The 22,902-nt window shown below is 45.1% G+C and carries 20 protein-coding genes; 7 read left to right on the forward strand and 13 right to left on the reverse strand.

Translation table 11 applies throughout. The annotated features are described in order from the left end of the window. Positions 1 to 111 precede the first annotated feature (111 nt). Positions 112 to 630, forward strand: a complete 519-nt coding sequence (locus AZ66_RS13575) for a DUF1572 family protein (RefSeq protein ID WP_044355341.1) — start codon at positions 112 to 114, stop codon at positions 628 to 630. A 33-nt stretch (positions 631 to 663) separates the two neighbouring features. Here the strand turns inward: AZ66_RS13575 and AZ66_RS13580 are convergent, their stop codons facing one another. From AZ66_RS13580 to AZ66_RS13600, 5 genes are all read right to left on the reverse strand, one after another. Further along, entirely contained in the window at positions 664 to 1,803 is a 1,140-nt protein-coding gene (locus AZ66_RS13580) for a sensor histidine kinase (protein ID WP_044355342.1), read from the reverse strand. Then, positions 1,800 to 2,474 carry a response regulator transcription factor gene (locus AZ66_RS13585; RefSeq protein ID WP_044355359.1) on the reverse strand — a complete coding sequence of 225 codons (675 nt, stop codon included), beginning with the start codon at positions 2,472 to 2,474 and terminating at the stop codon, positions 1,800 to 1,802. Before AZ66_RS13585 ends, AZ66_RS13580 begins: the two co-directional genes overlap by 4 nt. A 26-nt stretch (positions 2,475 to 2,500) precedes the next feature. Beyond that, on the reverse strand, positions 2,501 to 4,276 hold the full coding sequence (locus tag AZ66_RS13590) for an ABC transporter ATP-binding protein (protein ID WP_044355344.1): 1,776 nt from the start codon (positions 4,274 to 4,276) through the stop codon (positions 2,501 to 2,503). A 190-nt stretch (positions 4,277 to 4,466) separates the two neighbouring features. Next, positions 4,467 to 5,921, reverse strand: a complete 1,455-nt coding sequence (locus tag AZ66_RS13595; RefSeq protein WP_156159961.1) for a lytic polysaccharide monooxygenase — start codon at positions 5,919 to 5,921, stop codon at positions 4,467 to 4,469. Between the two features lie 419 nt (positions 5,922 to 6,340). Further along, entirely contained in the window at positions 6,341 to 8,791 is a 2,451-nt protein-coding gene (locus tag AZ66_RS13600) for an EAL domain-containing protein (protein WP_044355346.1), read from the reverse strand. Between the two features lie 299 nt (positions 8,792 to 9,090). Here AZ66_RS13600 and AZ66_RS13605 point away from each other — a divergent pair, with 299 nt between their 5' ends. From AZ66_RS13605 to AZ66_RS13625, 5 genes are all read left to right on the forward strand, one after another. After that, positions 9,091 to 9,771 carry a response regulator transcription factor gene (locus AZ66_RS13605; protein WP_044355347.1) on the forward strand — a complete coding sequence of 227 codons (681 nt, stop codon included), beginning with the start codon at positions 9,091 to 9,093 and terminating at the stop codon, positions 9,769 to 9,771. A 36-nt stretch (positions 9,772 to 9,807) separates the two neighbouring features. Next, entirely contained in the window at positions 9,808 to 11,250 is a 1,443-nt protein-coding gene (locus tag AZ66_RS13610) for a sensor histidine kinase (protein ID WP_044355348.1), read from the forward strand. 73 nt (positions 11,251 to 11,323) lie between these two features. After that, complete coding sequence (locus AZ66_RS13615; RefSeq protein ID WP_044355349.1) at positions 11,324 to 12,142, forward strand: DUF3919 family protein; 819 nt, start codon at positions 11,324 to 11,326, stop codon at positions 12,140 to 12,142. Position 12,143: 1 nt separating this feature from the next. Further along, positions 12,144 to 13,187 (forward strand): ABC transporter substrate-binding protein, encoded by a 1,044-nt coding sequence (locus AZ66_RS13620; protein WP_021255144.1) that lies wholly within the window; start codon positions 12,144 to 12,146, stop codon positions 13,185 to 13,187. 3 nt (positions 13,188 to 13,190) lie between these two features. Then, entirely contained in the window at positions 13,191 to 14,534 is a 1,344-nt protein-coding gene (locus AZ66_RS13625; protein WP_044355350.1) for an MFS transporter, read from the forward strand. Positions 14,535 to 14,673: 139 nt separating this feature from the next. Here the strand turns inward: AZ66_RS13625 and AZ66_RS13630 are convergent, their stop codons facing one another. The 4 genes from AZ66_RS13630 to AZ66_RS13650 form a co-directional block, all read right to left on the reverse strand. Then, the gene (locus tag AZ66_RS13630; protein ID WP_044355351.1) at positions 14,674 to 15,078 is read right to left on the reverse strand and encodes a hypothetical protein; all 405 of its coding nucleotides are present in this window, start codon (positions 15,076 to 15,078) and stop codon (positions 14,674 to 14,676) included. A 541-nt stretch (positions 15,079 to 15,619) separates the two neighbouring features. Continuing rightward, entirely contained in the window at positions 15,620 to 16,117 is a 498-nt protein-coding gene (lepB, locus tag AZ66_RS13640) for a signal peptidase I (protein ID WP_028531570.1), read from the reverse strand. Between the two features lie 15 nt (positions 16,118 to 16,132). Further along, positions 16,133 to 16,786, reverse strand: a complete 654-nt coding sequence (locus tag AZ66_RS13645; protein ID WP_044355353.1) for a hypothetical protein — start codon at positions 16,784 to 16,786, stop codon at positions 16,133 to 16,135. Positions 16,787 to 17,094: 308 nt separating this feature from the next. Then, positions 17,095 to 18,294, reverse strand: coding sequence for an MFS transporter (locus tag AZ66_RS13650; RefSeq protein ID WP_044355354.1), 1,200 nt, complete (start codon positions 18,292 to 18,294; stop codon positions 17,095 to 17,097). Between the two features lie 313 nt (positions 18,295 to 18,607). Here AZ66_RS13650 and AZ66_RS13655 point away from each other — a divergent pair, with 313 nt between their 5' ends. Beyond that, entirely contained in the window at positions 18,608 to 19,234 is a 627-nt protein-coding gene (locus AZ66_RS13655; RefSeq protein ID WP_044355355.1) for a phosphatase PAP2 family protein, read from the forward strand. 64 nt (positions 19,235 to 19,298) lie between these two features. Here the strand turns inward: AZ66_RS13655 and AZ66_RS13660 are convergent, their stop codons facing one another. The 4 genes from AZ66_RS13660 to AZ66_RS13675 all read right to left on the reverse strand — a co-directional run bounded on the left by AZ66_RS13660 (position 19,299) and on the right by AZ66_RS13675 (position 22,873). Then, positions 19,299 to 20,033 carry a YdcF family protein gene (locus AZ66_RS13660; protein ID WP_044355356.1) on the reverse strand — a complete coding sequence of 245 codons (735 nt, stop codon included), beginning with the start codon at positions 20,031 to 20,033 and terminating at the stop codon, positions 19,299 to 19,301. A 10-nt stretch (positions 20,034 to 20,043) separates the two neighbouring features. Further along, positions 20,044 to 20,337 carry a hypothetical protein gene (locus AZ66_RS13665; RefSeq protein ID WP_044355357.1) on the reverse strand — a complete coding sequence of 98 codons (294 nt, stop codon included), beginning with the start codon at positions 20,335 to 20,337 and terminating at the stop codon, positions 20,044 to 20,046. An 88-nt stretch (positions 20,338 to 20,425) separates the two neighbouring features. Next, the gene (locus tag AZ66_RS13670; RefSeq protein ID WP_044355358.1) at positions 20,426 to 22,330 is read right to left on the reverse strand and encodes a DNA translocase FtsK; all 1,905 of its coding nucleotides are present in this window, start codon (positions 22,328 to 22,330) and stop codon (positions 20,426 to 20,428) included. A gap of 201 nt (positions 22,331 to 22,531) precedes the next feature. Then, positions 22,532 to 22,873, reverse strand: a complete 342-nt coding sequence (locus AZ66_RS13675) for a GNAT family N-acetyltransferase (RefSeq protein WP_231586864.1) — start codon at positions 22,871 to 22,873, stop codon at positions 22,532 to 22,534. Between the last annotated feature and the right edge of the window lie 29 nt (positions 22,874 to 22,902).

Below are 22,902 nucleotides of genomic sequence, written 5' to 3' on the forward strand. Positions count from 1 at the left end.
GCATAATACGAAGTATCATTTTCCATCAAGAGGAAATTGCTATGCTACTCATTATATCGTGTTGATCCGTAGGCGTATAGTAACGATGTTCATTCGAGGAGGATGATTCGTATGGTGTTCCAAGCGGAAAGCCAGATCGCCCAGCATTATTTGCAAGTCGTTAATGAAAGATTCGTAGAATTGAAGAAGATGGGTGAACGAACGTTTGAACAATTAGAGGACGAAGAGTGGAACTGGTCTTACAATGTGGACTCGAACAGCATCGCGGTCATTGTAAAGCATATGACCGGTAATATGATCTCACGCTGGACCGACTTCCTCACTACAGACGGCGAGAAGGACCATCGCAATCGAGATGGAGAATTCGAGGACAGCATTACGAGTCGTGAGATGCTCCTTGATGTGTGGAACCGGGGATGGAAGGTGTTTCTAGACACCCTCCAATCGTTAACCGTCGATGATCTTACCAAGACGGTGACGATCCGACAGCAGCCGCACACTGTCATGGAGGCTATCGAGCGCCAGGTGTCTCATTACGCCTATCATGTCGGTCAAATTGTGTACGCTGCCAAGCAATTGAAGTCCGAGGAATGGAGCACCTTATCCATTCCAAAAAAAAAGACTAAATGATAGCAGCCACCTAAAAAAAATGCGCCGCTCACGCTACTTGCGTGAAACGGCGCTTCCTGCTTCTAAGATAGATGACTCTGCTGCCGCATTTGCGTCTAAGGGAAGCTTCACACAGAAGGTCGACCCTTCTCCCTTCCTACTTGACACTTGGATATCTCCGTGGTGAAGCTGAATGATCTTCTGCACAATCGACAGCCCCAGCCCATTGCCAGCAATGGTACGATTGCGAGACACATCTGCCTTGAAGAACCGCTCAAATAAATGCGGAATATGCTCCTCATCAATCCCAATCCCACTATCGCTAATGCACACTTCAACCGTTCCATTAGACATGCGCGCCTCGATATGAATAGCCCCACCTTCAGGCGTGAACTTAATCGCATTATGCACAAGGTTCATCCATACTTGACTCAGCATCTCTTCATCCGCTGTAATCTCCATTTTATCTACATTCAAATCTAATTCGATGCGCTTCTCCAGCCATTGGGGTTCGCTGATCAACGCGATATTACGAAGCTGCTGATCCAATCGATAGCGCTTCATCTCCATCAGATGATGCTCCGATTCCAGTGACGTTAATTTGAGCAAATTCTCGCTGAGCTTGGATAGTCTCATTGTCTCCATTTCAATGATTTGAAGATAATTAAGACGCTCCTCTTTACTGAGTTCCTCATTCTGTAAGGCACGCGCGAATCCACGAATCGAGGTCAATGGTGATTGGATCTCGTGCGAGACATTCGATATGAATTCCTGCCGCATCTGCTCCATTTCCCCTAAGCTGTCCGCCATTTGTTGAATCCCATCAACGAGGGACCCATATTCATCCCGAAAATCCTCATTCATCGGAATACGGATATCAAACTCCCCTCGGGAGATTTTCTTCAGCGCATCCAGAATGGATTGATAGAACTTGACATGCTTGGTGCGGACAAATGGAAATATGATTGCCAATACCGTGATGAATAATAGCAGCCCCATCACACACAATACGAGAAAAGCCCAATAACTGTCTGGGCTCCATCCGAACCAATTCATCACATAAGGATTGATTAAATACGATAATGACCAGGATGCCAGGATGAGTAGTAATATGGTTGCCATTCCTGTTATGAATTTCAGAACACGGCCAATCTTCGTCGCCTTAAAGGCTGCATATCGTTCACGAAGCGTCATTCGAGCACCTCTAGCCGATAGCCAAGCCCGCGAATCGTCTTGATCTTGAACCCATGCTCAGTTTCAGGGAACCGCTCCCGCAAGCGATTAATATGCACGTCAACTGTCCGCTCATTGCCCTCGTAGTCATACCCCCATATATCCTCTATCAATTGTTCCCTGGAAAAGGTTTTGCCTGGATATCCGCCCAGCTTGAATAATAGTTCGAATTCCTTCAAAGGCAATGAAAACGTCGCATCGCTAGTGGTTACTTCGAATGTATGCTGATTCATGACGATACGTCCGAACTGAGCGATTTTTGATGCAGCGATCTGGTACCGCTTGAGCAGCGCCCTGACGCGAACGACAAGCTCCATCGGATCGAAAGGCTTCACTAGATAATCGTCTGTTCCAAGGTTGAACCCTTTGACCTTCTGTGATGTCTCGCCCTTAGCGGTTAGCATAAGGAGCGGGATATCATACAGCGCCCTTAATTCACGGCACAATTCCCACCCATCCATGTTCGGCATCATAATATCGAGCACAACCAAGTCAGCCTTATTGCTCTCCATCTGGGTAAGAGCTTCAACCCCATCAGGGGCTTCAAGGGTCTTGAAGCCCTCCTTCTGCAAAAATACGGTGACGAGCTTGCGAATATGTGGATCATCATCAACGACGAGTATGGTTGCCATCTTGCTTCTTACCGCCTTTCTTCCTACTAGCAAGCTTCCTCCGATTCATCTAAAATGCGGAGTTGCTGTGCAGCGAATTCACGGTACATTTCGTGCGTCTCGAATAGTGTCGCATGGGTGCCGCAGCCTGTTAGCTGACCCTTCTCGACAAACAGAATCTGATCCGCATCTACTACGGTAGACAATCGATGTGCAATCACGAGCGTGGTACGGCCCTGCATCAGATTGTTCAATGCCTTCTGTACAACAATTTCCGATTTGCTGTCCAGCGCAGATGTTGCCTCATCCAGCATCAAGATACGCGGGTTGCGCAGCAATGCCCGTGCAATAGCGATCCGCTGCCGCTGACCGCCAGACAGCTTAAGCCCCCGCTCTCCTACAGGAGTCTCATACCCTTCAGCAAGCTCCTGGATGAAGCCGTCTGCGTATGCCATTTGCGCGGCATGTTCCAGTTCTTCGTTCGTCACTTCACGATTCATACCATAGCAGATGTTCTCACGAATCGTTCCATCGATAAGCGGACTTTCCTGTGACACATAACCGATCTGAGTCCGCCAAGACTGGAGAGAGAACTCGTTAATATCCACCTCTCCAAGCTTAATTGCCCCTGAGGTTGGCAAATAGAAGCGTTCGAACAGCGAGAACAGTGTGGTCTTCCCACCGCCGCTCGGACCTACGATTGCCGTCACTTTTCCAGCAGGAATCGTGAAGCTTACATCCTCTAGTATAGGCTCACCCTGAGCATAAGCAAAGTGGACATTCTCCACTTGTATCGGTTGATCGGCTTGTTCCACCTGCTTGCCATGTACATGATCTTCCTCTGCTGCATCGAAGATGGAGATCATATGATCCGTTGCTCCAATTGCCTTCTGCAGCTGCGTAAAGAACATCGATAGCTGACTCATCGGCATCACGATCTGGATCAGATACAAAATGAAGGCAACCAACTCACCCGCAGACAACACGCCTGAGGATACCCGCATTCCACCATATCCGATGATAACAACAAGCAAGACCATTAATACAAAGGACATGATCGGAGCGATCAACGCCTGAACGACACCCTCTTTAATGCCGAAACGAAGCAAGTTATTGATGCCCTTGCGTCCGTTCTCATATTCTCTGGACTCTGCATTCGATGCTTTCACGAGACGAATCTCGGACAGGACTTGGCTTAATACAGCAGTGAAGGACGCTGTCTCATCCTGCAAGCCTTTTGATATTTTGAACATTTGTTTCCCAAGCGGGAGTAAAACCAGTGCTGCGAGTGGAATGACAACGAGCATAATGACCGTCATCTGCCAGTCCAAGTACAGCAATACGATAAATGAACCGATCACGGAAACGATTCCCGTGAAGAAGCTTGATAAATGCTCGGTAATGAACCCTTTCACAATCCCGGTATCATTCGTAATTCGGCTTACTGTCTCACCAGTCTTGTTCTCATCATAATACGATACGGGCAATATCAGGAGCTTCCTCCACAATCGATCCCGCAATCCAGCTACAACCCGTTGGCCAATAAGATTCAGCATGTATATCGATAAACCGGAAGCAACCGTCTGAATAATGAAAGCTGCGGCCAGCGCCACAATCTGCATCGTATCCAGCTTCGACATGGAGAAGTTGTCTACCATCCCTTTCGTAAACATCGGTATTACCAGTGAGACTGCAGTTGAACCAATACTCATCAGCAACGCAATAAATAACATCAATTTCGATGGCTTTGTCTCATTTATGACGCGTAAAAATTGCCGCCAATTTCCGAATGACCCCTTCGTTCCTTCTATTTCTCTATCCATTGATCCCCAGCTCCTTATATATTATCCACTTGTAAAGTTGAGTCCATCATAATCAATGAATTTAAACGGAATGTAAACAGAGGCTACATCCATGCAAAAAGCCGTCCCATAACGAGAGCGGATGGAGAGTAAATTCTCCGGCTTCTTTCGTTCGAGAACGGCTTTTTCGGGTTGTATTCAACTATGCATTTTATTTTACAAGCTTCCACACATCTGTTTTTCCTGGCGTCTCGCCTTTTGTCCACCACTGCGCTTGGTACGTGGCGCCTTCATATGTCACCTTAGCTTGTCCATCATAGGCGGTTGAAGAATTCCACTCTTGTGCCACATCGCTCAGCAGCTTCCATACATCAGAAGAGCCTGGCTTATCGCCTTGCGTCCACCATTTTGCTTCATAATCCAGACCTTGATAAGTGACGCGATCGCCGCTTACATATACTTTCGTGCTGTCCCATGTCGTCGATGTCTGCTCATCCGACTTCGTAGTCACTTGAACCGCATTGCTCGCCGCAGATCGGTTGCCCGCTTCATCTACAGCCACTACAGTGTAAGTATAAGTCGTGCCAGACTTCAGCCCTTGATCCATGAAGGATGGCTCTACTGCTGTACCGACAAACGTACCATTGCGGAAAACTTCGTATTGGGCCACCCCAACATTATCATTGGATGCATCCCATACGAGATGAACACCTGTAGTCATCGTATGAGGCGCTCTTACGTTCGTCGGAACGGATGGAGCTTCTGTATCCACAACAGCCGCCTTCGTTGTCACAGTAAGCGGGCTGCTTGCCGCTGAACGATTATTAGCCCCGTCAACTGCGACTACCGTATACACATACGAGGTGGAAGCAGTTAACCCTTTATCTGCATAGGATGGAGTCACAGATGTGCCAACGAGTTTGCCATCACGGTAAATTTCATACTGTTTAATGCCGTTTGAAGCATTTGATGCTGCCCAGCCAAGCTCAATACTTGCAGCCGTTTGGATTTTTGATTCGAGATAAGATGGAACCGTTGGAGGCTGAACCTCGCCATTGTTCACCAAGTTCACATCCACGACCTGATAGAATGCATTGCCTGTGTCCGCAATTTCCCAGACACCCAATATAATATGATAACCACTGCGGTCTGTTGGAATGGTTACCTCATGAGATACTTTGGTCTGTGGCTTTTTACCGCCATCTTGGAACGATGCGAACAGTTCCAAGTCCGAGCGCTTCAACGGCTCGTTTGGATTCCAGCCTTTTTTCGTAATATAGTATTTCCATTCCTTCGTGCTGTGCGGAGCAGTTAGATGCCAAGACATCGTGTTTTTGCCGCCATGCAGGGTAACCTTCGTCCATCGATCTGCCGATTGCTCGAACAGCTCGGGGAAGATCCCACCGCCTGTAATTTCTCCGTCCTTCGGACCGCCTACTGGGAAATTGCCTTTTGCTTCTACACTCTGTGGCTCATATTGAATAGAACCGCAGTTTTTATTTTCTCCTTGCTTGCACAGCAGCGCCCGGCTTGTCGGTCCTTCCATATAACCATGTGCGTACGCTGTACCAGCATAACCGCCTGCTGCTGCGGCACCTAATACAACTATCCCGCATGAAAGGATAAGCGTTTTAACATTTGTGCTCCATTCGCTTCTCTTCGTCATTCGTACTGTCTCCTTCCGTGTCATCATGTCACTTATAGGTGAAAATGTACAGGACAATATGAACATACATTCATTAGTTGTCCCGACCACATCTTACCCATAACTTCACGCTCTGCAAAGGTTCCACATACCTATAGACGCGCTTTCGAACCAGCACTGCATACGGGATTGTAATTTCATGAGGAAAGAACCATTATCGCGACTTAAGTCACAGGATTTAGATCCACTCATTTCCATAATTCGAAAATGAAATACCATTATCCCAATTACCGGAATTTTGGCACGATTCTTCTTCATTGAAAAATAATCAAAAAATGCTATTAAAGTTAAAGCATTATAATTCATTGTGACTATGAAGACACCAATTTCATATGTCTTCATGATCATTTATTTAACCGAAAATTATTCTACATTTATCTTCATACCGTATCTTCAGTTCGCAGCGGTACAAAAAAGGAACTCTCAACATCGGCTGCAGGCAGCGGCTTACTGAAGTAATAGCCTTGAATTTCACGACATTCCTTCTCAGTCAGAATATCCAGCTGCTCCTTCGTCTCAATTCCTTCTGCAATCACATTCAGCTTCAAATGCTGCGCCATGGAAATAATGGTTGCAACGATCGCTTTATCATTCTCGTTGCTGGATATATCCGTAATGAAGGATCTATCAATCTTCAGCTTATGTATCGGGAACGTCTTCAAGTAGCTGAGAGAACTATATCCTGTACCGAAGTCATCCAAGCTAATACGAATGCCAAGCTTATTGAGTTCATGCAGAATGGTCGTGGATATCCCCGCATCCATCATCATGCTCTCCGTGATTTCGAGTTCCAAATATTGCGAGGGCAGACCTGTTTCGTGCAGTACCAGCTTCACTTGCTCGGTGAGATTCGAATGATGGAACTGCTGTGTTGACAGGTTGACAGATACAGGAATAAGCGGACCTCCCGCATCATGCCATTCCTTCATCTGACGGCATGCCTCCCGAATGACCCAATTGCCGATTTCACTAATCATTCCTGTCTCTTCAGCTAATGGAATGAAGGCGCCTGGCATTAACAGGCCTCGCGTCGGATGGTTCCATCTCACGAGCGCTTCGACGCCGATCATTTTGTTCTCTTCCGTGCTGATTTGAGGCTGATAATGCAGGACTAGCTCTCCCTTCTGTACTGCCTTGCGCAAGTCACCTTCTAGCTCTATCTTGCCTAGCAGGCCAACATCGAGATCTGAAGTGTAGAATTGATGACCGTTCTTGCCGTGTTTCTTCACCTCGTACATAGCTGCATCGGCCTTCTTAATCAACTCAACCGGATCTGTGCTGTCCTTCGGATAGATAGCCGTGCCGACACTAGTTGAAATGTAGAAATCATTATCCTTCAGCCGGAATGGCTGCCGCATCTCCTCGACGATACGCGTGGCCAATTTCTCACAATCAGTTCCAGCCGGATTCGTACGGCAGAGTACAATGAATTCATCGCCTCCGAGCCGTGAGATCGTTGCTTCATACCCTTCTACGCTGGAGATAATTCGATCGCTTACAGCCTTCAGGAATATATCGCCGTATGTATGTCCGAGCGAGTCATTAATTAACTTGAACCTGTCAATATCCAGGGCCATTACGCCGAAGTATCCACCCTCCCGTTCACAATCCTTGATGAGCTGTGTCAGAATTTCGTTGAACATGCGACGATTCGGCAGTCCGGTCAGATCATCATGATAGGCCAGATGCTTAATCTGTTCCTTCGCTTTCTTCTCTTCCGTTATGTCACGAGCGATAACATGATTGCCTGCCAGTTCACCTTCAATCTCCACCGGTACGATAATTACCTTCAGCTCTAACCGACGCCCATCCTTCGCAATAACTGCCGTATCATAGCTATGTGTTTTGTTTTCAATCGCAATATCGTACAACTTGCGGGCTCTTTCAGTTAAATCATCGGCAACGATCGCTTGAATATTGGATATATTTTGGTTTATGTATTCTTCCGCTTGCCCGCCAATCATCCGAATGACCGCAGGATTTATGCTAATGATTTGTCCGTTCGTATCTACGGATATGATTCCATCCACATTGTTCTCATACAATGTCCGGTACCAACCAGCATGTTCTTGAATCACATAATCTTTCTGGGACAGACGTCTGGTGATAAATACGCCGAATAAGGTCATGCCCAGTAACAAGAATGTCGCACAGGCAATAATGTAAGCGAGCACTGCCGGATCGATCAATAAGGCAGATCTCCGATAAATGTTCGGATCAATGTAGAAATGAGCTGCAATCATACCTGTATAATGCATGCCTGCAATGCCAGCGCCCATGATCAACGCACTTCCCAGCTTGTACCATGTTCCGCTTCCTGCTTGATCCTTGCGGAAATAGAACAGAAGCCACAGAGCGATCGCAGAAGCAGTCACCGCGATTGCAATCGACAAAATCACAATTGCTGTATCATAGGTAATCCCAATCATCATCGCATCCATGCCAACATAATGCATGCCAGATATTCCAAGCGCCATCAATATGCCTGATAGGATAAGCTCGCCAATACCGATCTTCTTCTTCGCTACGGTAAAGAGAGAGATACTTGAGACGAATATCGCAAGGATTACGGAGATAACTACATAGTCGATGTCGTATGTAACTTTCACCGGCAGCGACATGGATAACATCCCCACAAAATGCATGGACCAGATGCCTAATCCCATTGATGTTGCCCCGCATATTAGCCAGATTAACCTTCTGTTTCCTTTGCTCATACTGATTCTCCCGGCAAGATCCAATGCAGAGTAGGATGCAGTTACAGCAATTAAATAAGAAACGATAACGAGAAACAAATCATATGTCCCATGAATATGATGGACATGCCCCATTTTCAGACACCTTCTTTCCCTTTGTTGATAGGCACTTGCCATCATTTCAAAGCAACCGTATTTATGCGACAATCATACTATATTACTGATAAATTTTAAATATCTTCTAGGCGATAAGTTGCTTTTTATAGGACTAATGAACCAATTAGTTTTGTATATTTAGCAAACATTACCACGCATGCTTGCATCGCTTATCGTGTACAGTTATGGGTGTGGTTCATTCAGGATTTTTGCAGTGGCCTTTTCCAAGGCTGTTTTTATAAATAAGCACTATTATTCCTATCAACGAGGAGAACACGATGAATATTCTAGTTGTCGATGACGAAGAGAGTATCTTGAATCTCATTCGACTTAATTTGGAGATCGAAGGATATCAAGTACATACCGCTGCTAACGGCCGCGAAGCCAATGAGCAGTGGCAGAAAGAGCATATCGACCTCATTATTCTCGATGTGATGCTGCCTGATACAGACGGCTATCAGCTGCTTCGCGAGTTCCGCGCTAGCAACGCGGATATTCCGATTATCATGCTTACTGCCAAAGGACAAATTAATGACAAGCTGCTCGGACTACAATTAGGAGCAGATGATTACCTTGTCAAGCCCTTCCATAGCACGGAGCTGCTGCTTCGAATTAAAGTTATCGAACGCAGATTGAATAAGCCAGTTCAAGTAAATGACAGCAATGGCAGCCTTATTCAATGTGGCCCGTTCCGGGTAGATTCAGAGAAGCGATCCATCCACGTAAATGACAAGGAACTAATATTAACTTATCGTGAATATGATTTGCTTCTGCTGCTCATATCGAACAAGCAGCGCATATTTACACGTGACGATCTTCTCATGAAAGTGTGGAAGCTCGACTATCCAGAAAATACGAGAGCCGTTGATATTATGATTCAGCGCCTTCGCAAAAAGCTCGGCAATGAAGGTGATCGTATCAAAACCATTTATGGAGTTGGCTATAAAATTGATTGCTGACACAGTTGGCTATGATGATTACAAGGTGGACAACCGATGACCTTACAGAAACGAATTTATTTGGCACTACTCGCCCTTTTCATACCCGTTATGTTGTTTCTTTATATTGTGCTCGACATCTCACTGCAGAATAATATTTATCAATCAGCCGTTCATTCCTTGCAGAAGCTCAGCATCGAGGCCCAGATCTATACGATCAATTATGTGGAACGCGAGCAGCAGGGCGAACCAAAAGAAACGCTTCAAAAAGGAGCAACGCTCATTGCCTCTTATTTGTCCAAACGGATGGGTGTCCGGGTACAGATCATGAATGCACAGCAGCATGTCCTTTCGGATACGGAACGCGGATCGCTGTCTTATGTAAATCAAGATACGGAGCAAGCTTTGCATGGGACCAAGTCCTATATGATTCAAAAAGCTTCTCCTTCGCCGCTGCTCCTGTTCTCGAGTCCTATCTATGTGGATAATCAAGTCATCGGCTTGATTCGTTTTCTTCAACCCTTGGAAGAAGAGGCTCAATTACTGAATCGAATGAATGCGACCTTTGCGATTACATTCCTTCTCATTCTTGCCGTTGCTGTGATTATTGCGAATCGCTTTGCGAAATCATTAAGCAAGCCTATCGAGCAGCTGCGAGATATGGCGAAGAAGCTGGCAAGCGGCAATTATAGTACACGCATCGAATTAAGCGCCTACGAAGAGATCAGCCAACTCGCCCATTCCTTCCATGCTATGGCCGATGCAATCGAGCTTCATGTTCAGCAATTAAGTCGTGAGAAGGACAAGCAGCGTGATTTCCTTGATCGGGTCACCCATGAGTTGAAGACTCCGCTGACTGCAATTATGGGGTATTCAAATTTAATTCCGCGGTTGAAGGACAGTAAGGATGTTGAGACGAGCCTGCGCCATATTTCCGTCGAAAGCGAACGAATGCTTACCCTAGTAGAGGAACTGCTGTCTCAGTCGAAATATAGCGACAGCCCATTCTCGGTGTCACCTACCATATGTGATATCGCAACCATTGCAAATGAGGCTGTCTATATTGTTCAGCTACGATTAGATAAATATCAGATTAAGCTTACGAATCAGCTATTATCCACAATGGTCGTAGCCGACCCGGATAAGACAAAGCAAATCTTGTTGAATCTGCTTGATAATGCAATCAAATATAGCGATGCGTCTGAACTCATCATTCAACAGCGCACCAGTGAGCAGACAGTATCCATTACATTCCAAGATGATGGTATCGGACTTAGTCACTCGCTAATTGAGAGATTCAGGATCGCATCAGCAGATGACTCCCTTCTTTGCTCCAGCGAAGGCAACGGGTTCGGTCTGCTCATCTGCAAACAGTTAATGACAAGACAAGGCGGCTCGATGTCTATCCATTCCGAGGAGGGAATCGGAACTATCGTTACGCTGGATTTTCGTTCACCAGCAGCACTTGATTCACATCCGCTGCCGATTTTCACGAAATAATACATTTACGAAACAATTACGAGGCGATTATGAAATGATAGTCGTTTATTCTGTCCAAGGAGAATAATGAAGGATGAATAAGATGTTAAGGAATGCCTTCCTATTTGGAGGTGTCATTCTGGTGCTGATGATCGCCGGCTATTACTTGAATGAACAAGTCTATCAAGAAGTCGGCCTTATCTATGATAAGCATGAAGTACTGCAAAAAGTAAGCGATTCCCTTCCCGTGCAGGCAACTATCTTTCATAGGAAATGGGGAGCTCTCCAGGTCAATGACGAGGTAAGTTTGCATGCATTTGTATCCTATGTGGATCGCATTAAGCAGCAGTATGAACCGAAGCAGATAATGACTGCGAGAGATGAAGGACAAGCCATGTTCTCCGGACGAATTCGCTATTTGAACGGAAGTGAGCAGACCTTCTCGCTCGAAAATACCTTAACCCTTGGCAAATGGTCTTACGGCCCAGGACATGAGACTCCAATGCTGTCTGCTATGCAGACGCAGCTGTTAAGTCTGTTCTATACGCCAGAACATTATGCGGAATTTATCCGCTCTTCCAAAGAGCTTACCTATCGTATAGATGGTATACAGGAAAGTCTGCAAGATGATGAAAAGGGTTACTTGGTATCTCAGATAAGTCAGGCATCTGAAATTAAGGATCCGGTAGAGATGAAACAGCTGCTGCTGCTGCGCAAGCAAAAGCCGCTCGCTTATATTACCGCTTTCAAACAGGATAATGAGATGCTGAATGACCGCAACAATCTGCTGCATATGGTCGTATACGCCGATTACGTCGTCATGGAATACATGGGGGATGACAACGGCAATTCAATCTATTTGCGGACAAAATTGGGGTCACTACTTCATGGGAAGAACATAGGGGCACAATAAAATGACACGATTCCTTTACCTTCTATTATTTATCTGCCTATTCACGCAGGCAGGCTGTACCAAAGATCAAAATACGATCACCGTAGATGAGCAAGGTGTGCCCCAATTAAATGGGCGCCATATCGTTGCATACGTCGCTGCTCGTGAGGAAGTCGGTAGCGCATTGCTATCCTCATTCTGTCAACGAACAGGTTGTACGTATGAGTACATTCGTTTGTCCACAGAAGAAATATTGCGGCGTGTTACACAGGAATCTGCCAAACCGCAAGCGGATCTCGTCATCGGCGGAACGATTGACGCGCATTTGACAATGAAACAGGAGAAGCTCTCCTCCCCTATCCGCAGCTCGAATCTCGCTGCGATTCCCAGCTCATTCAAGGATGAAGACGGGTATTGGGCAGGATATGAGATTGAACAATTGTCTATTGCTGTCAATCGTGACCGTTGGAATAAGGAATTTGCGCCATTAGGCTTAACGATGCCGAAGAAGTGGGAAGATCTTCTTCTTCCTGCTTACCAAGGGAAGATCGTCATGCCCGATCCGAATTACTCCGGAACGGCATATACATTCCTTTCCTCCTTATACGAGGCGTGGGGCGAGCAGAGAACAACGGCCTTTCTCAAGGGTCTTACCCGCAATGTTGGGCTTCTCACAGTGAACGGTTACATGCCAGCTCAATACGTTAGTTCAGGCGAGTATGTAATCGGTATCAATTTCCTCGGAGATCAGCGCAAGCTGCGCGATGCAGGATTCGATCTTGTTAGCAGTGTTCCGAAGGATACGAGCTTATCTGTGAACGGGATCTCTAAAATTCGGAATGCACCTAATGAGACCGCTGCGGACTGGTTCATTAATTACAGCTTGTCCCAAGAGGCAGCAGCTGTTCTGGAACAAGTATCGTTCGGTACTCCTACCGTTCATCAGAACGAACAGGATATTTCGAATTCAGCTGTACTTCCCGTACACAGCTCACTACGCAGACATGAACAGATTTTGAATCAATGGAACAACTTGCGTGCAGACACAAAAGGTCAAGGAGAATGAAAAATGTTTGCTTGGTTGAAAAAAGCTCCCGCCATACCTCGATTGCCGGAGCACATGATCGCGAAGTTGTACCGAATCTTCCGGATTCGTACATTGATCGGTATTTCTATCGGTTATGCAGGCTACTACTTAGTACGTAGCAACTTTACGTTATCTACAGTTTATTTGAAGAGTGAGTACGGGTTTACCAATACTCAAATTGGTTTGTTGAGCTCGGCACTCGCCGTCACTTACGGGATAAGCAAGTTCTTCATGGGAAGCTTGGCAGATAAAGCCCATACGCAGCGCTTTATCGCTATTGGCTTGTTTCTGTCTGCCATTATTAACCTGTTCATGGGCTCTTCTTCCACGTTCTTTCTCATTTTCATGCTGCTTATCGCGAACGGGGTGTTCCAAGGCATGGGTGCTCCTCCTTGCAGTATCACTCTGGCGAACTGGTTCTCGAAGAAAGAACGCGGTACCTATATGGGAATCTGGAATACATCCCATAATATCGGCGGAGGCCTTATTGCGCCAATCGTCGGTGTTGCATTAGGGATTCTCGGCAATGCTTACTGGCAATCCGCAATTTTCGTCGTTCCTTCGATTATGGCCATGATTATCGCCGTATTTGTATGGTTCTCCGGCAAGGATACGCCACAATCGATCGGCCTTCCGCCAATCGACGAATATCGCAACGATTATGATGATGTAGAACGCAATCCAGAAGGCGACAAGCTGTCCCTGACAGAAATCTTGGTTAAATACGTACTTAAAAACAAATTTATCTGGTTCCTGTGCTTGGCGAACGTATTCGTGTACTTCATTCGCTTCGGTGTCTTGAACTGGGTACCAGTATACTTGACGGAAGAAAAAGGCTTCACCCAAACGCAATCACACGTTGCATTTGCTGTATTCGAATGGGCAGCCATTGTGAGCTCGCTCGTCGTCGGTATACTTAGTGACAAGTTGTTCAAAGGCAACCGGATGCCGCTCTGTATTATTAGCATGGTCGGCGTTGTTATGGCTACACTCGTGTATTGGCAGTCTTCGGACGTCCTTGTTATTACTATCGCCGTATCCATTATCGGCTGTCTCATCTATGTACCGCAATTCTTGATTGGCCTTAGCGCAATCGACTTCGTGCCGAAGTTCGCTGTAGGTACAACGGTTGGTTTGACTGGCTTGTTCGCTTATTTGTTCGGTAACTTGACTGCAAGCGGACTCGTTGGATTCATCGTTGATACCTCTGGCTGGGCCGGTTGCTTCCTGATGCTACTTGCAAGCGGTGTATTGGCAACACTCTTCCTGACGCTGATTCAGATCGGCCGCAAGAAGCACCTTCGCAATGCTGCGAACCAAGCGTAAGTGAATCTAGACTTAGAATTACTTATTTAACTTATCATGTACACACCCTCTGTTGCGAGCTAATAGGCTCAGCATACAGAGGGTTTTCTTTTCCCCGCTACCAATGCCAATCTCAATCCTTCCATCTATGCTTGAATTGCTATGGGCAATCTTGATGTTCTGCAACAGAGGTTCCAAATACATATCGAGGGTCATACGTGATTTTAACGAATGCTTCGTCTGTCGCTCTCCCCTTTATGGGAACGATGTAAACTTGCCCCTTATTCTCTTCATTGTCGATCGAATACACAAATGAGATTTCATAAGCCTTATATCCTTTGGCAAACATATAATTGACTCGCGGCGCATGTGCTTCGGTACTGCTTTCATTTTCATTGTAAGATTTATAGAAAATGGTTGTGTCCGAACGATTAGCCCTGCATTCACCCAACCATTTGTTCACTTCATCCAGATGCTTCGGTTCAATTGCGTTGTATTCGTAAGCATATATGCCCTTCAACGTCTTCTTCGCTTGTTCTTGCTGTCCAAGTCCCTCGTCATCCAATTCCTGCTTAGGTAGCGAACAGCTCGATATCATGAAGGACAGAATGATAAGGGTTAGAACCTTTCGAAGCTACATCCTTGAAATCACCTTCTCTACGTGATAAACCTATCCTTTCGGAACTGATTCAATTTTAATCTTTACTTTTCCTTTTTAGGACTTCTCATTATTATACCGAAGATGCCAAGAGATAAGCCGATATAAATCATGCTGTAGAAAACGACAGGAAGAATGAACCACCTGCTCGTGATAAACAGTATCCCTCCTGCACATATGAGCAATATCGATAGCAGCAGTATTTCAACTCGTGTTCGATGCCGGATGAGAAATCGTGCTAATCCCCACCCAATTATCCATGACAGCAGAAAAGCAAAGAGAAAAGTCATCTTTATATCACCATCCATTCGAGTAATACAGATATTAAGCTAAGGAAGCCTATTCCTATTTCCTGGCATAAAAAGACCCCACCCTTGATTAATAGCAGGTAATCACAGGTGGGGTCTTATAGCTTCTACATTGTATGATGAAGGATAAATAGCGACGCCTATTGGCTAAAAATATGTGTCGGTACAACAGCCAGCACCTTGCCAATTATTTCGTCTGTGCTCACGAACGGCTTATCCCAAAGATGGGAATCGTTGCTGTTGTTCCGGTTATCTCCAAGGAAAAAATAATGATCCTGTGGTACCGTAATCGGCCCATAGGAATAGTTCATCTTTTCCAGAATGTATGGTTCCTCGACTGGAACATCATTCCGATACAGCTGTCCATTCTTTACTTCAATACGATCTCCCGGCAAGCCGATAAGCCGTTTCACATACCGGTCTTCCGCAACTGGCGGATAAAATACAACAATATCCCCATGCTTTAGATCGGTTAACCACATCATTTTCTCAACGATCAAGTGATCCTTCTTCTCTATCGTCGGGATCATCGAGCCAGTCGGGACACTCATCGCTTCCGCGACATATGCTTTAATGAATAATGACAGACAGACTGCGACAATTACACTTGGAATCCACTGCTTCAACGTTTTCCACATAGTTCGGTTCCTTTCTTATTTATCACTTTTAGTTTCACCAAACAACTCCAATTCCGCTCCAATCTCGTTCGATCTCCCGCTGTAAAAAGCCGTAGAATCTCTCGCATAGACACGGTATTCTGCGGTCACACTATTTTTCTGGTGAGGGATCAGCTCTACACTTTGAAAATCAAACTCAATCGTTTCGTCATTCATCAATCGTATGGGACGAATGCGGACATTTGTTTCTTTACCGTAATTATATACGGTAAATGTGCAAATAATGGTCAGCTGCTTCACATCTTCAGAATATTGCACAGTCGAGCAGCTGCTGCCCTCCTTTGCATAGTCTAACGAAGATATCCCCGATGCGAAATATTTCACGGTGAACATCACACCTTTGCTAACCGTAGGGGATACCATCGCAAACAAAATACACCCGATAATCAGCCGTTTTGCTAGCTTTGGATGATTATAAGAGCGAGCTGCACCTCGAATTCCAACAATTAATAAAAGGATACCAAAAATAACAGGCGGATGCCAACTCCCACCATCCATTTGTACCCACGGCGATAGACCAAGAAAGAGAAAGATCTCATCTCCGAAGGAACGTCCTAAGTGATGCATGGATATCAATACGATACCAACAAATGTCGCCCCCAAATAAATTGGCCCCGGCTTCACCAACATTCTCCCCTCCCTCTCTTGTGTTCAGGATTTACCCAATGTAGGGTCATGAGGATAAACTTCCCGCTCAAAGAGCTTCTTTATAAACACAATACTCGCAAAATGATGTCTGTTATAATCAGCAATATGCCATATCCCCCAGCGAAACGTGGCTTCATGCCCATTCTCGAAAGGCACTGTTTCAGAATAGACAAATAACCCGGTCTCGTAACAAAGCCAGGTCATGATGTCCATATAAAGTGAACAGAATGTAACAATCAGTTTCACATCCCATAATTATACATACAAATCAACAGAGACGGAAGCATTCGTTATATTTCTTTGGCTACTGGTTGGGTAACATGTTGGGTAGATACCCGTTTCACCATCCATATCGAGAGCACGACAAACAGTACGCCGAAGGCAGCAAATGTCATGCTTGAACCAAAGTTCACGATAATCAGTCCACAAATAAGCGGTCCAGCCGACATCCCAACATAGCGGATCAGATTATACAAGCCTAATGCACTTGCTCTCTGTTCTTCGAACTCGCTGCTAATCATGGTTGAATAGAGAGGCGCAATCAGTCCACCTGCTGTGCCGTACAAGAACAAACCAATTGACAGCCCTACTAAAGAGTACGATTCAGTCAGAGCAAATATAAGAATGCTGGATGCTGCCATTAGATTACTGTAGACCAGTATACGACGTTGATCGATTTTAGCTTGAATTGATTTGTATACTACAGTTCCCAGTATCATACTGACCGCCATAGGAAGGTAGAGCAAGCCGACAATCGTCAAGCTCATGTGATATTGATCTGTCAGAAGCGCAGGCAAGTATACGATGAGTGCGAAGTACAGGAAGAAATACAAGAAGCTAATCATAAGAATTCCTCTCCCGACTTGGCTTCGTAACACAATACCATATTGAACGATCATCCTGCGAATATTTATGGAAGCTGACCGATTCCTCTGGTCCTTCGGAAAGTATAATCCATTCCCAAGCAGCAATAATAGCGACACGCCAGTGAGGAACCAGAAGATGCCGGGATAATTATATTTCCCTCCTATCCATCCACCAAGCACGGGGGCAACAGCAGGAGCAATTGACATTAGCATCTGATAAGTTCCCATTGCACTACCCCGCTCCACTCCTTGGTATAGCTTCCCAATGGTGGTAGCTGCAATTAACGGAATCGGTGCTGTCCCTACAGCTTGCAATGCACGAAATACGAGAAACCAAGTAAAATCCTTCGTCACTGCGCAGCCGATACTAGCAGCAATCGATATAGCAATGCTAGGCATTAAGATATACCTTGCTCCCTTCACATCAATGAGTGCCCCACATCCAATTTGCATGATCGCAACGATAAAAATGAAAATAGAGACCGATGCGTTCACCATCGATAGCGACACATGAAAGCTGTCTCGTAACAACGGAATAATCGGAGAATAGATGTTTTGCATCAGTGATGCGAAGAACGTGCTTAGACACACTACGTATAAAATTAGCTTAGAATTTGATTGCATTCGCTTTCCTCCTCATCAGATCTCTGTATTGCTCATTACGTAAACTAATACTCGATTTATTGTTACACATGTAACGATATGAGCATGGAAATGAAATAGACATTTAAAATAAGACCGCAAATATTGTTGCACATGAAACAATAATCAAAGTTTACTACGATATCGCCGTATTTACAACCCTTATTCATCATGAAAAGAAAAGCTGTATTGTTCTCATCCGTTCTTCATGCATTCTTCAGCTTTTTATGCGGTTCGTCTATAGTTTTATGCTTTACGATGGGTTCAAGTTCGTAAAAGAAAGGATGATCACAAGATGAATCGAAAGCTCTCGGCATATATTCCCCTGCTGTGGCTATTAGCAATCCCGGTGCTTAACATCTGTTACGGGTTATTAAACCATGGGAATACGATCGTTCATGACCTATCGACTGATTTGGATCAGGAAATCCCCTTTATCCCTGCATTTATCATTCCCTACGTGATTTGGTATCCCTATATTTTCACCGTACTTGTGCTGTTCTTCAGGAAGCAAAGAAATGTGTACTATCGAACGCTGCTCTCCCTCTGCGCCGGACTGGTCATCTGTTATATGGTCTATGCAGTATATCAAACGACTGTACCACGTCCTGAAATAGGAGAGCCTGGATTGCTGACAGCTCTTGTACAGCTTGTCTATCTAACAGATGCGCCATTCAACTGCTTCCCAAGCATTCATGTCTTCACATCTTATCTCATGATTAAGGCTGTATCCGACCCAGATTCACAGCATCGCTTCCCCTATTTTCGAGCCATTGTCCTCATCCTCTCATGGGCAATCATAATATCGACATTGTTTGTGAAGCAGCATGTATTTATGGATGTGGCGGCAGGGATTGTAGTTGCAGAGTTGGTATACAATCTTATACGAAAATGGCTATCGTATCTTAACATCGTTCCCTAGCATACACAAATAGGGAGATCCCCGAGCACTTGTGCATGAGGAATCTCCCTTACCGCAAATTTATTTAAAACAAAACCGCCTTCACCATCGCTAAAAATTCACGAATCATATTCGTTGGTTTCAGATGATTAGGGGAACTGCTTGATATTCCGTACGGCTCAAACCCAATCTTCCTGGCGAGCATCTTCGAGCGATACATGTGGAAATCACTTGTGACAATCATTAACTTGTTGCCTAATGCACCTTGTTCTCGAAGCAGAGTCTGTGAATAGAGTAGATTCTCCTTCGTTGAGGTTGACTTCCGTTCAGCAAGTATACGTTCCTTAGGTATCCCATTCTGTATTAAATAATCTTCCATTGCACTTGCTTCAGGTATATCTTCACCTGGCCCCTGACCTCCCGATACAATTACGGGAACTTGAGGGTTGGCTCGAATATAAGGCAAGCTTGCATCAAGTCTATCTTGCAGCGTTGTTGAGAGCTTCGTGCCTCTTAATCCTGAACCTAGAACAATTACATAATCGACTTGTGCCTGATTACGATCATCTGTCCCCATCTCGGATATAATGAGCGATTCCACTACAACGAACAGCATTAAACCTATGGACACACAGATCAAGAATAGATTCCGCAACCATTTATACTTTTGAAAGTCTATTTTACGCAACAGAATATACAGGAAGCTAAGCGAACACGCGAAGGCGACTTCGAAAGTTCTTCCATAAACGATAAACAATACAACACATAGCCCAATCAAACCAAGATCGACGAGCATTGACTTACGACTCCAGCTTTTCATCTTCACGCTCCTAATTCTCCGTATTCGCCAGATTCACCCCACATTCAGGACATACGGTATCATCCATACTTACCCGTATGCCGCAGGCCGGACAACATTCAGTATCATGGTTTGGCTGAACAGAATCAGGGGTTTCTTGTACTTGCGTCTGGGTCTGTATCTTATCCTTATGCAGTTCAACCAACAAATCTCGAATTTCTTTGATATGTTGGGCCATCTTCGACTGTTCAATGGCAGATTGAATCAGATGGTACCAAATATATAAACCAATACCTGCAATAATGATAACGACAACAATCCCCATGCGCTACATTCCCCCCTGTTCTATTTGCAGAAAATAGAATGACACCTAGTCCTCATCTTACGCTACTCCAATATGGTGCATCACATGGTTAAGAGCCGATTTCCGACAAGCTTGGTAATTGAATGATTTCTGAGAAACGCATCCGTAGTACTGAGCTGTTTTTCAAAAAGACGGCAACATCGTTGGCATCCCCTTCGATGATGATTACGGTTTCGGAGGAATAGCGATCCGTAGCTTTCACCAGAGATTCGGTTAATGCACGCACCTTGTCTGCATGTGTACGATTTCTATCTTGTGTTGGAACCCGCAGCACAAGCATACCATTCTTCGCATGTTGGAGATTCGATATTACGTTGCTGCTTATGGAACTTGGATCCTGATCCTCCATATTGTCTATTGATACAGGTACGATTTGCCCCCATGATAGAATGCCGCACTTCTTATACACCTGAGACAAGAGTTCAATTACCTGTACCCTAGCAGGCTCGATACCGCCCATAACTGCAAGACACATGGGAGGCATATCGACGTACAATCCTTTTGCCTTCCCTTCTTGATAATGTGACAACCGATGGACAAGTTGGCGTAGCGATTCTGCATATTCGCCAAGTACTCCACTGGATAGGAATTCATTCAAACTACCTTGTAAATCGAATCTCGCTTCCCCCGTTTGATCTGATTGTGCCTTAGAGTAGTTTGGATTTGCTGATAATGTTCGTCCCTGCAGCGATTCATCTGGCTGTTGAAATTTATCAGTTTGCTGGGATTCATCAGCATTCGATATCTCGCTACTCTTCATATTGGAATGCATTTCTGCTGTGAGATTGCATGACTGCTCAGTATCGCTCAGCGATGTTGACTCATTCCGCTTCTCTACTGATGGAGAAGTCGTCCGACTAGCGGATGGAACCTCAATGTTGAGCGCATACACACTTGTGAAATAAAGTCCTATTTCAATATGTTCCTCCAAGAAGCGGTGCATTTTCGCTGGCGCTCCCGTTAAAATGACGAGAATTTCATCATCTTCTTCAGTCTCATTTTCCAAACAACAAAATAACATATCTAGCGCTTCCCGCCCCTGTCCGGTTCGATCGTCTTCAAGCAGCTTGTAGGCATCTTGTATTACAAGTACGCCTCCGCGTGCCTGTTCAACAATATCGAGCGTAGACTGTGAGCGTCTTCGGCGGTACGGATCAATTAATTGTTTATAATTCACCTCAGTTACCGTTCGTTCAGACAAGTAGAACAGTTCGTGAAAGAGAGAAGAAATGAGATCAGCGGCTCTCATCTCCCAAGTACCCGGTTCCGTAGCGAATATCATATGAATTCTCGGATAATAAATGTCTTGTCCCAAATCATAGCGATTATTAAGCCTCTGGATTAGTCGAACGAGGCGCTGAATGTTCTGATGCATCGCATCAAGACCCGTTAACTCATGAAGCTCCTGCAAAAGGGCTTCTATATTTCGATCCGCTTCAGCCTGTTCTTCTTCAGTCAAGTCCTCCTCATTGGAATACACCTCTTTGATAAGTGCAGTTACTCCATCTGGGGTTAAGAGCGCTTGCCGTCTATCACTTGCTGATGGCGGGCCAACAATTTGCGCCACCTCTAGCTGCTTCTGAATGAGCCGAGCTCTCTGTGCACCTATATTTAATTTTGATTGAAGGAGAGCCGTTGACGCGTATCCGACTTCCGCTACAATTATGGCTGCATCTTCGAGCAATTCGTCCTCTTCATGACCATCCACGCTTTCTTCTCCCCCATCGTCCTCATATTCCTCTTCCTCGTTATCTTCGTAGTCTTCTTCATAGGTTGTCGCATCGGCAATCATTTTCTGCCTTTCCGCCTCGCGTTCTTTCTTATCGCTAAAATAACGGTATATAACATAGATGCTTGATACACTGCCAAATAATACACCCAATAACAGAGAGTATTCTGTCAGAAAGAAAATTGTCATCCAAACAATAAAAAATATGACCCATGGTAGATTCACACGTACACCCCATACTCTCTCTATTTTTTCCTTATCCTAATTCGAGTTGCGGTAATGCGATGATGAATTCTTGATACGGTCGATTGCTCACCTTGCACATTTCAGTCGATCCTTTTTCTCATGGAAGCTACTGACTTCCATGGAACCATGATTTCTATATCGGGCTAATTGAAAGATAAAAGGCAAAAGCAAAGAGAATGGTTACCTCACTCGCTTCGCCAGCGAGATATCCGGCTTGCCCAGTCCATTCGCATCTGGAATAACACCGACAATCTTATAGCCTAACTTCATATAAAAGCTAGTAGGATGGTTGTTACCTTCGAAATTAGCTAGCTGCGTTGGAAATTCAGTATATAGATCCTGTCCTGCGAAAGACGTGCTGCCATCCCCATCATCAGAGCCTAGCACAATCGTAATAGCACCTCTTGCTGCCGCCTGCTGCTCAAAATCAGTTACCAGCATTCTTCCAACGCCCTTCATCCGATGGGCTCGGCTGACAACAAGGGGATGAAGCTCCCATACCCGGCCGCTATATTGGCTTATTCCAGCAAATCCATCCTATCACGTTTCCC

Source organism: Paenibacillus sp. E194, assembly GCF_000935845.1.
In the GTDB taxonomy this organism is placed as follows: Bacteria; Bacillota; Bacilli; order Paenibacillales; family Paenibacillaceae; genus Paenibacillus_B; species Paenibacillus_B alvei_B.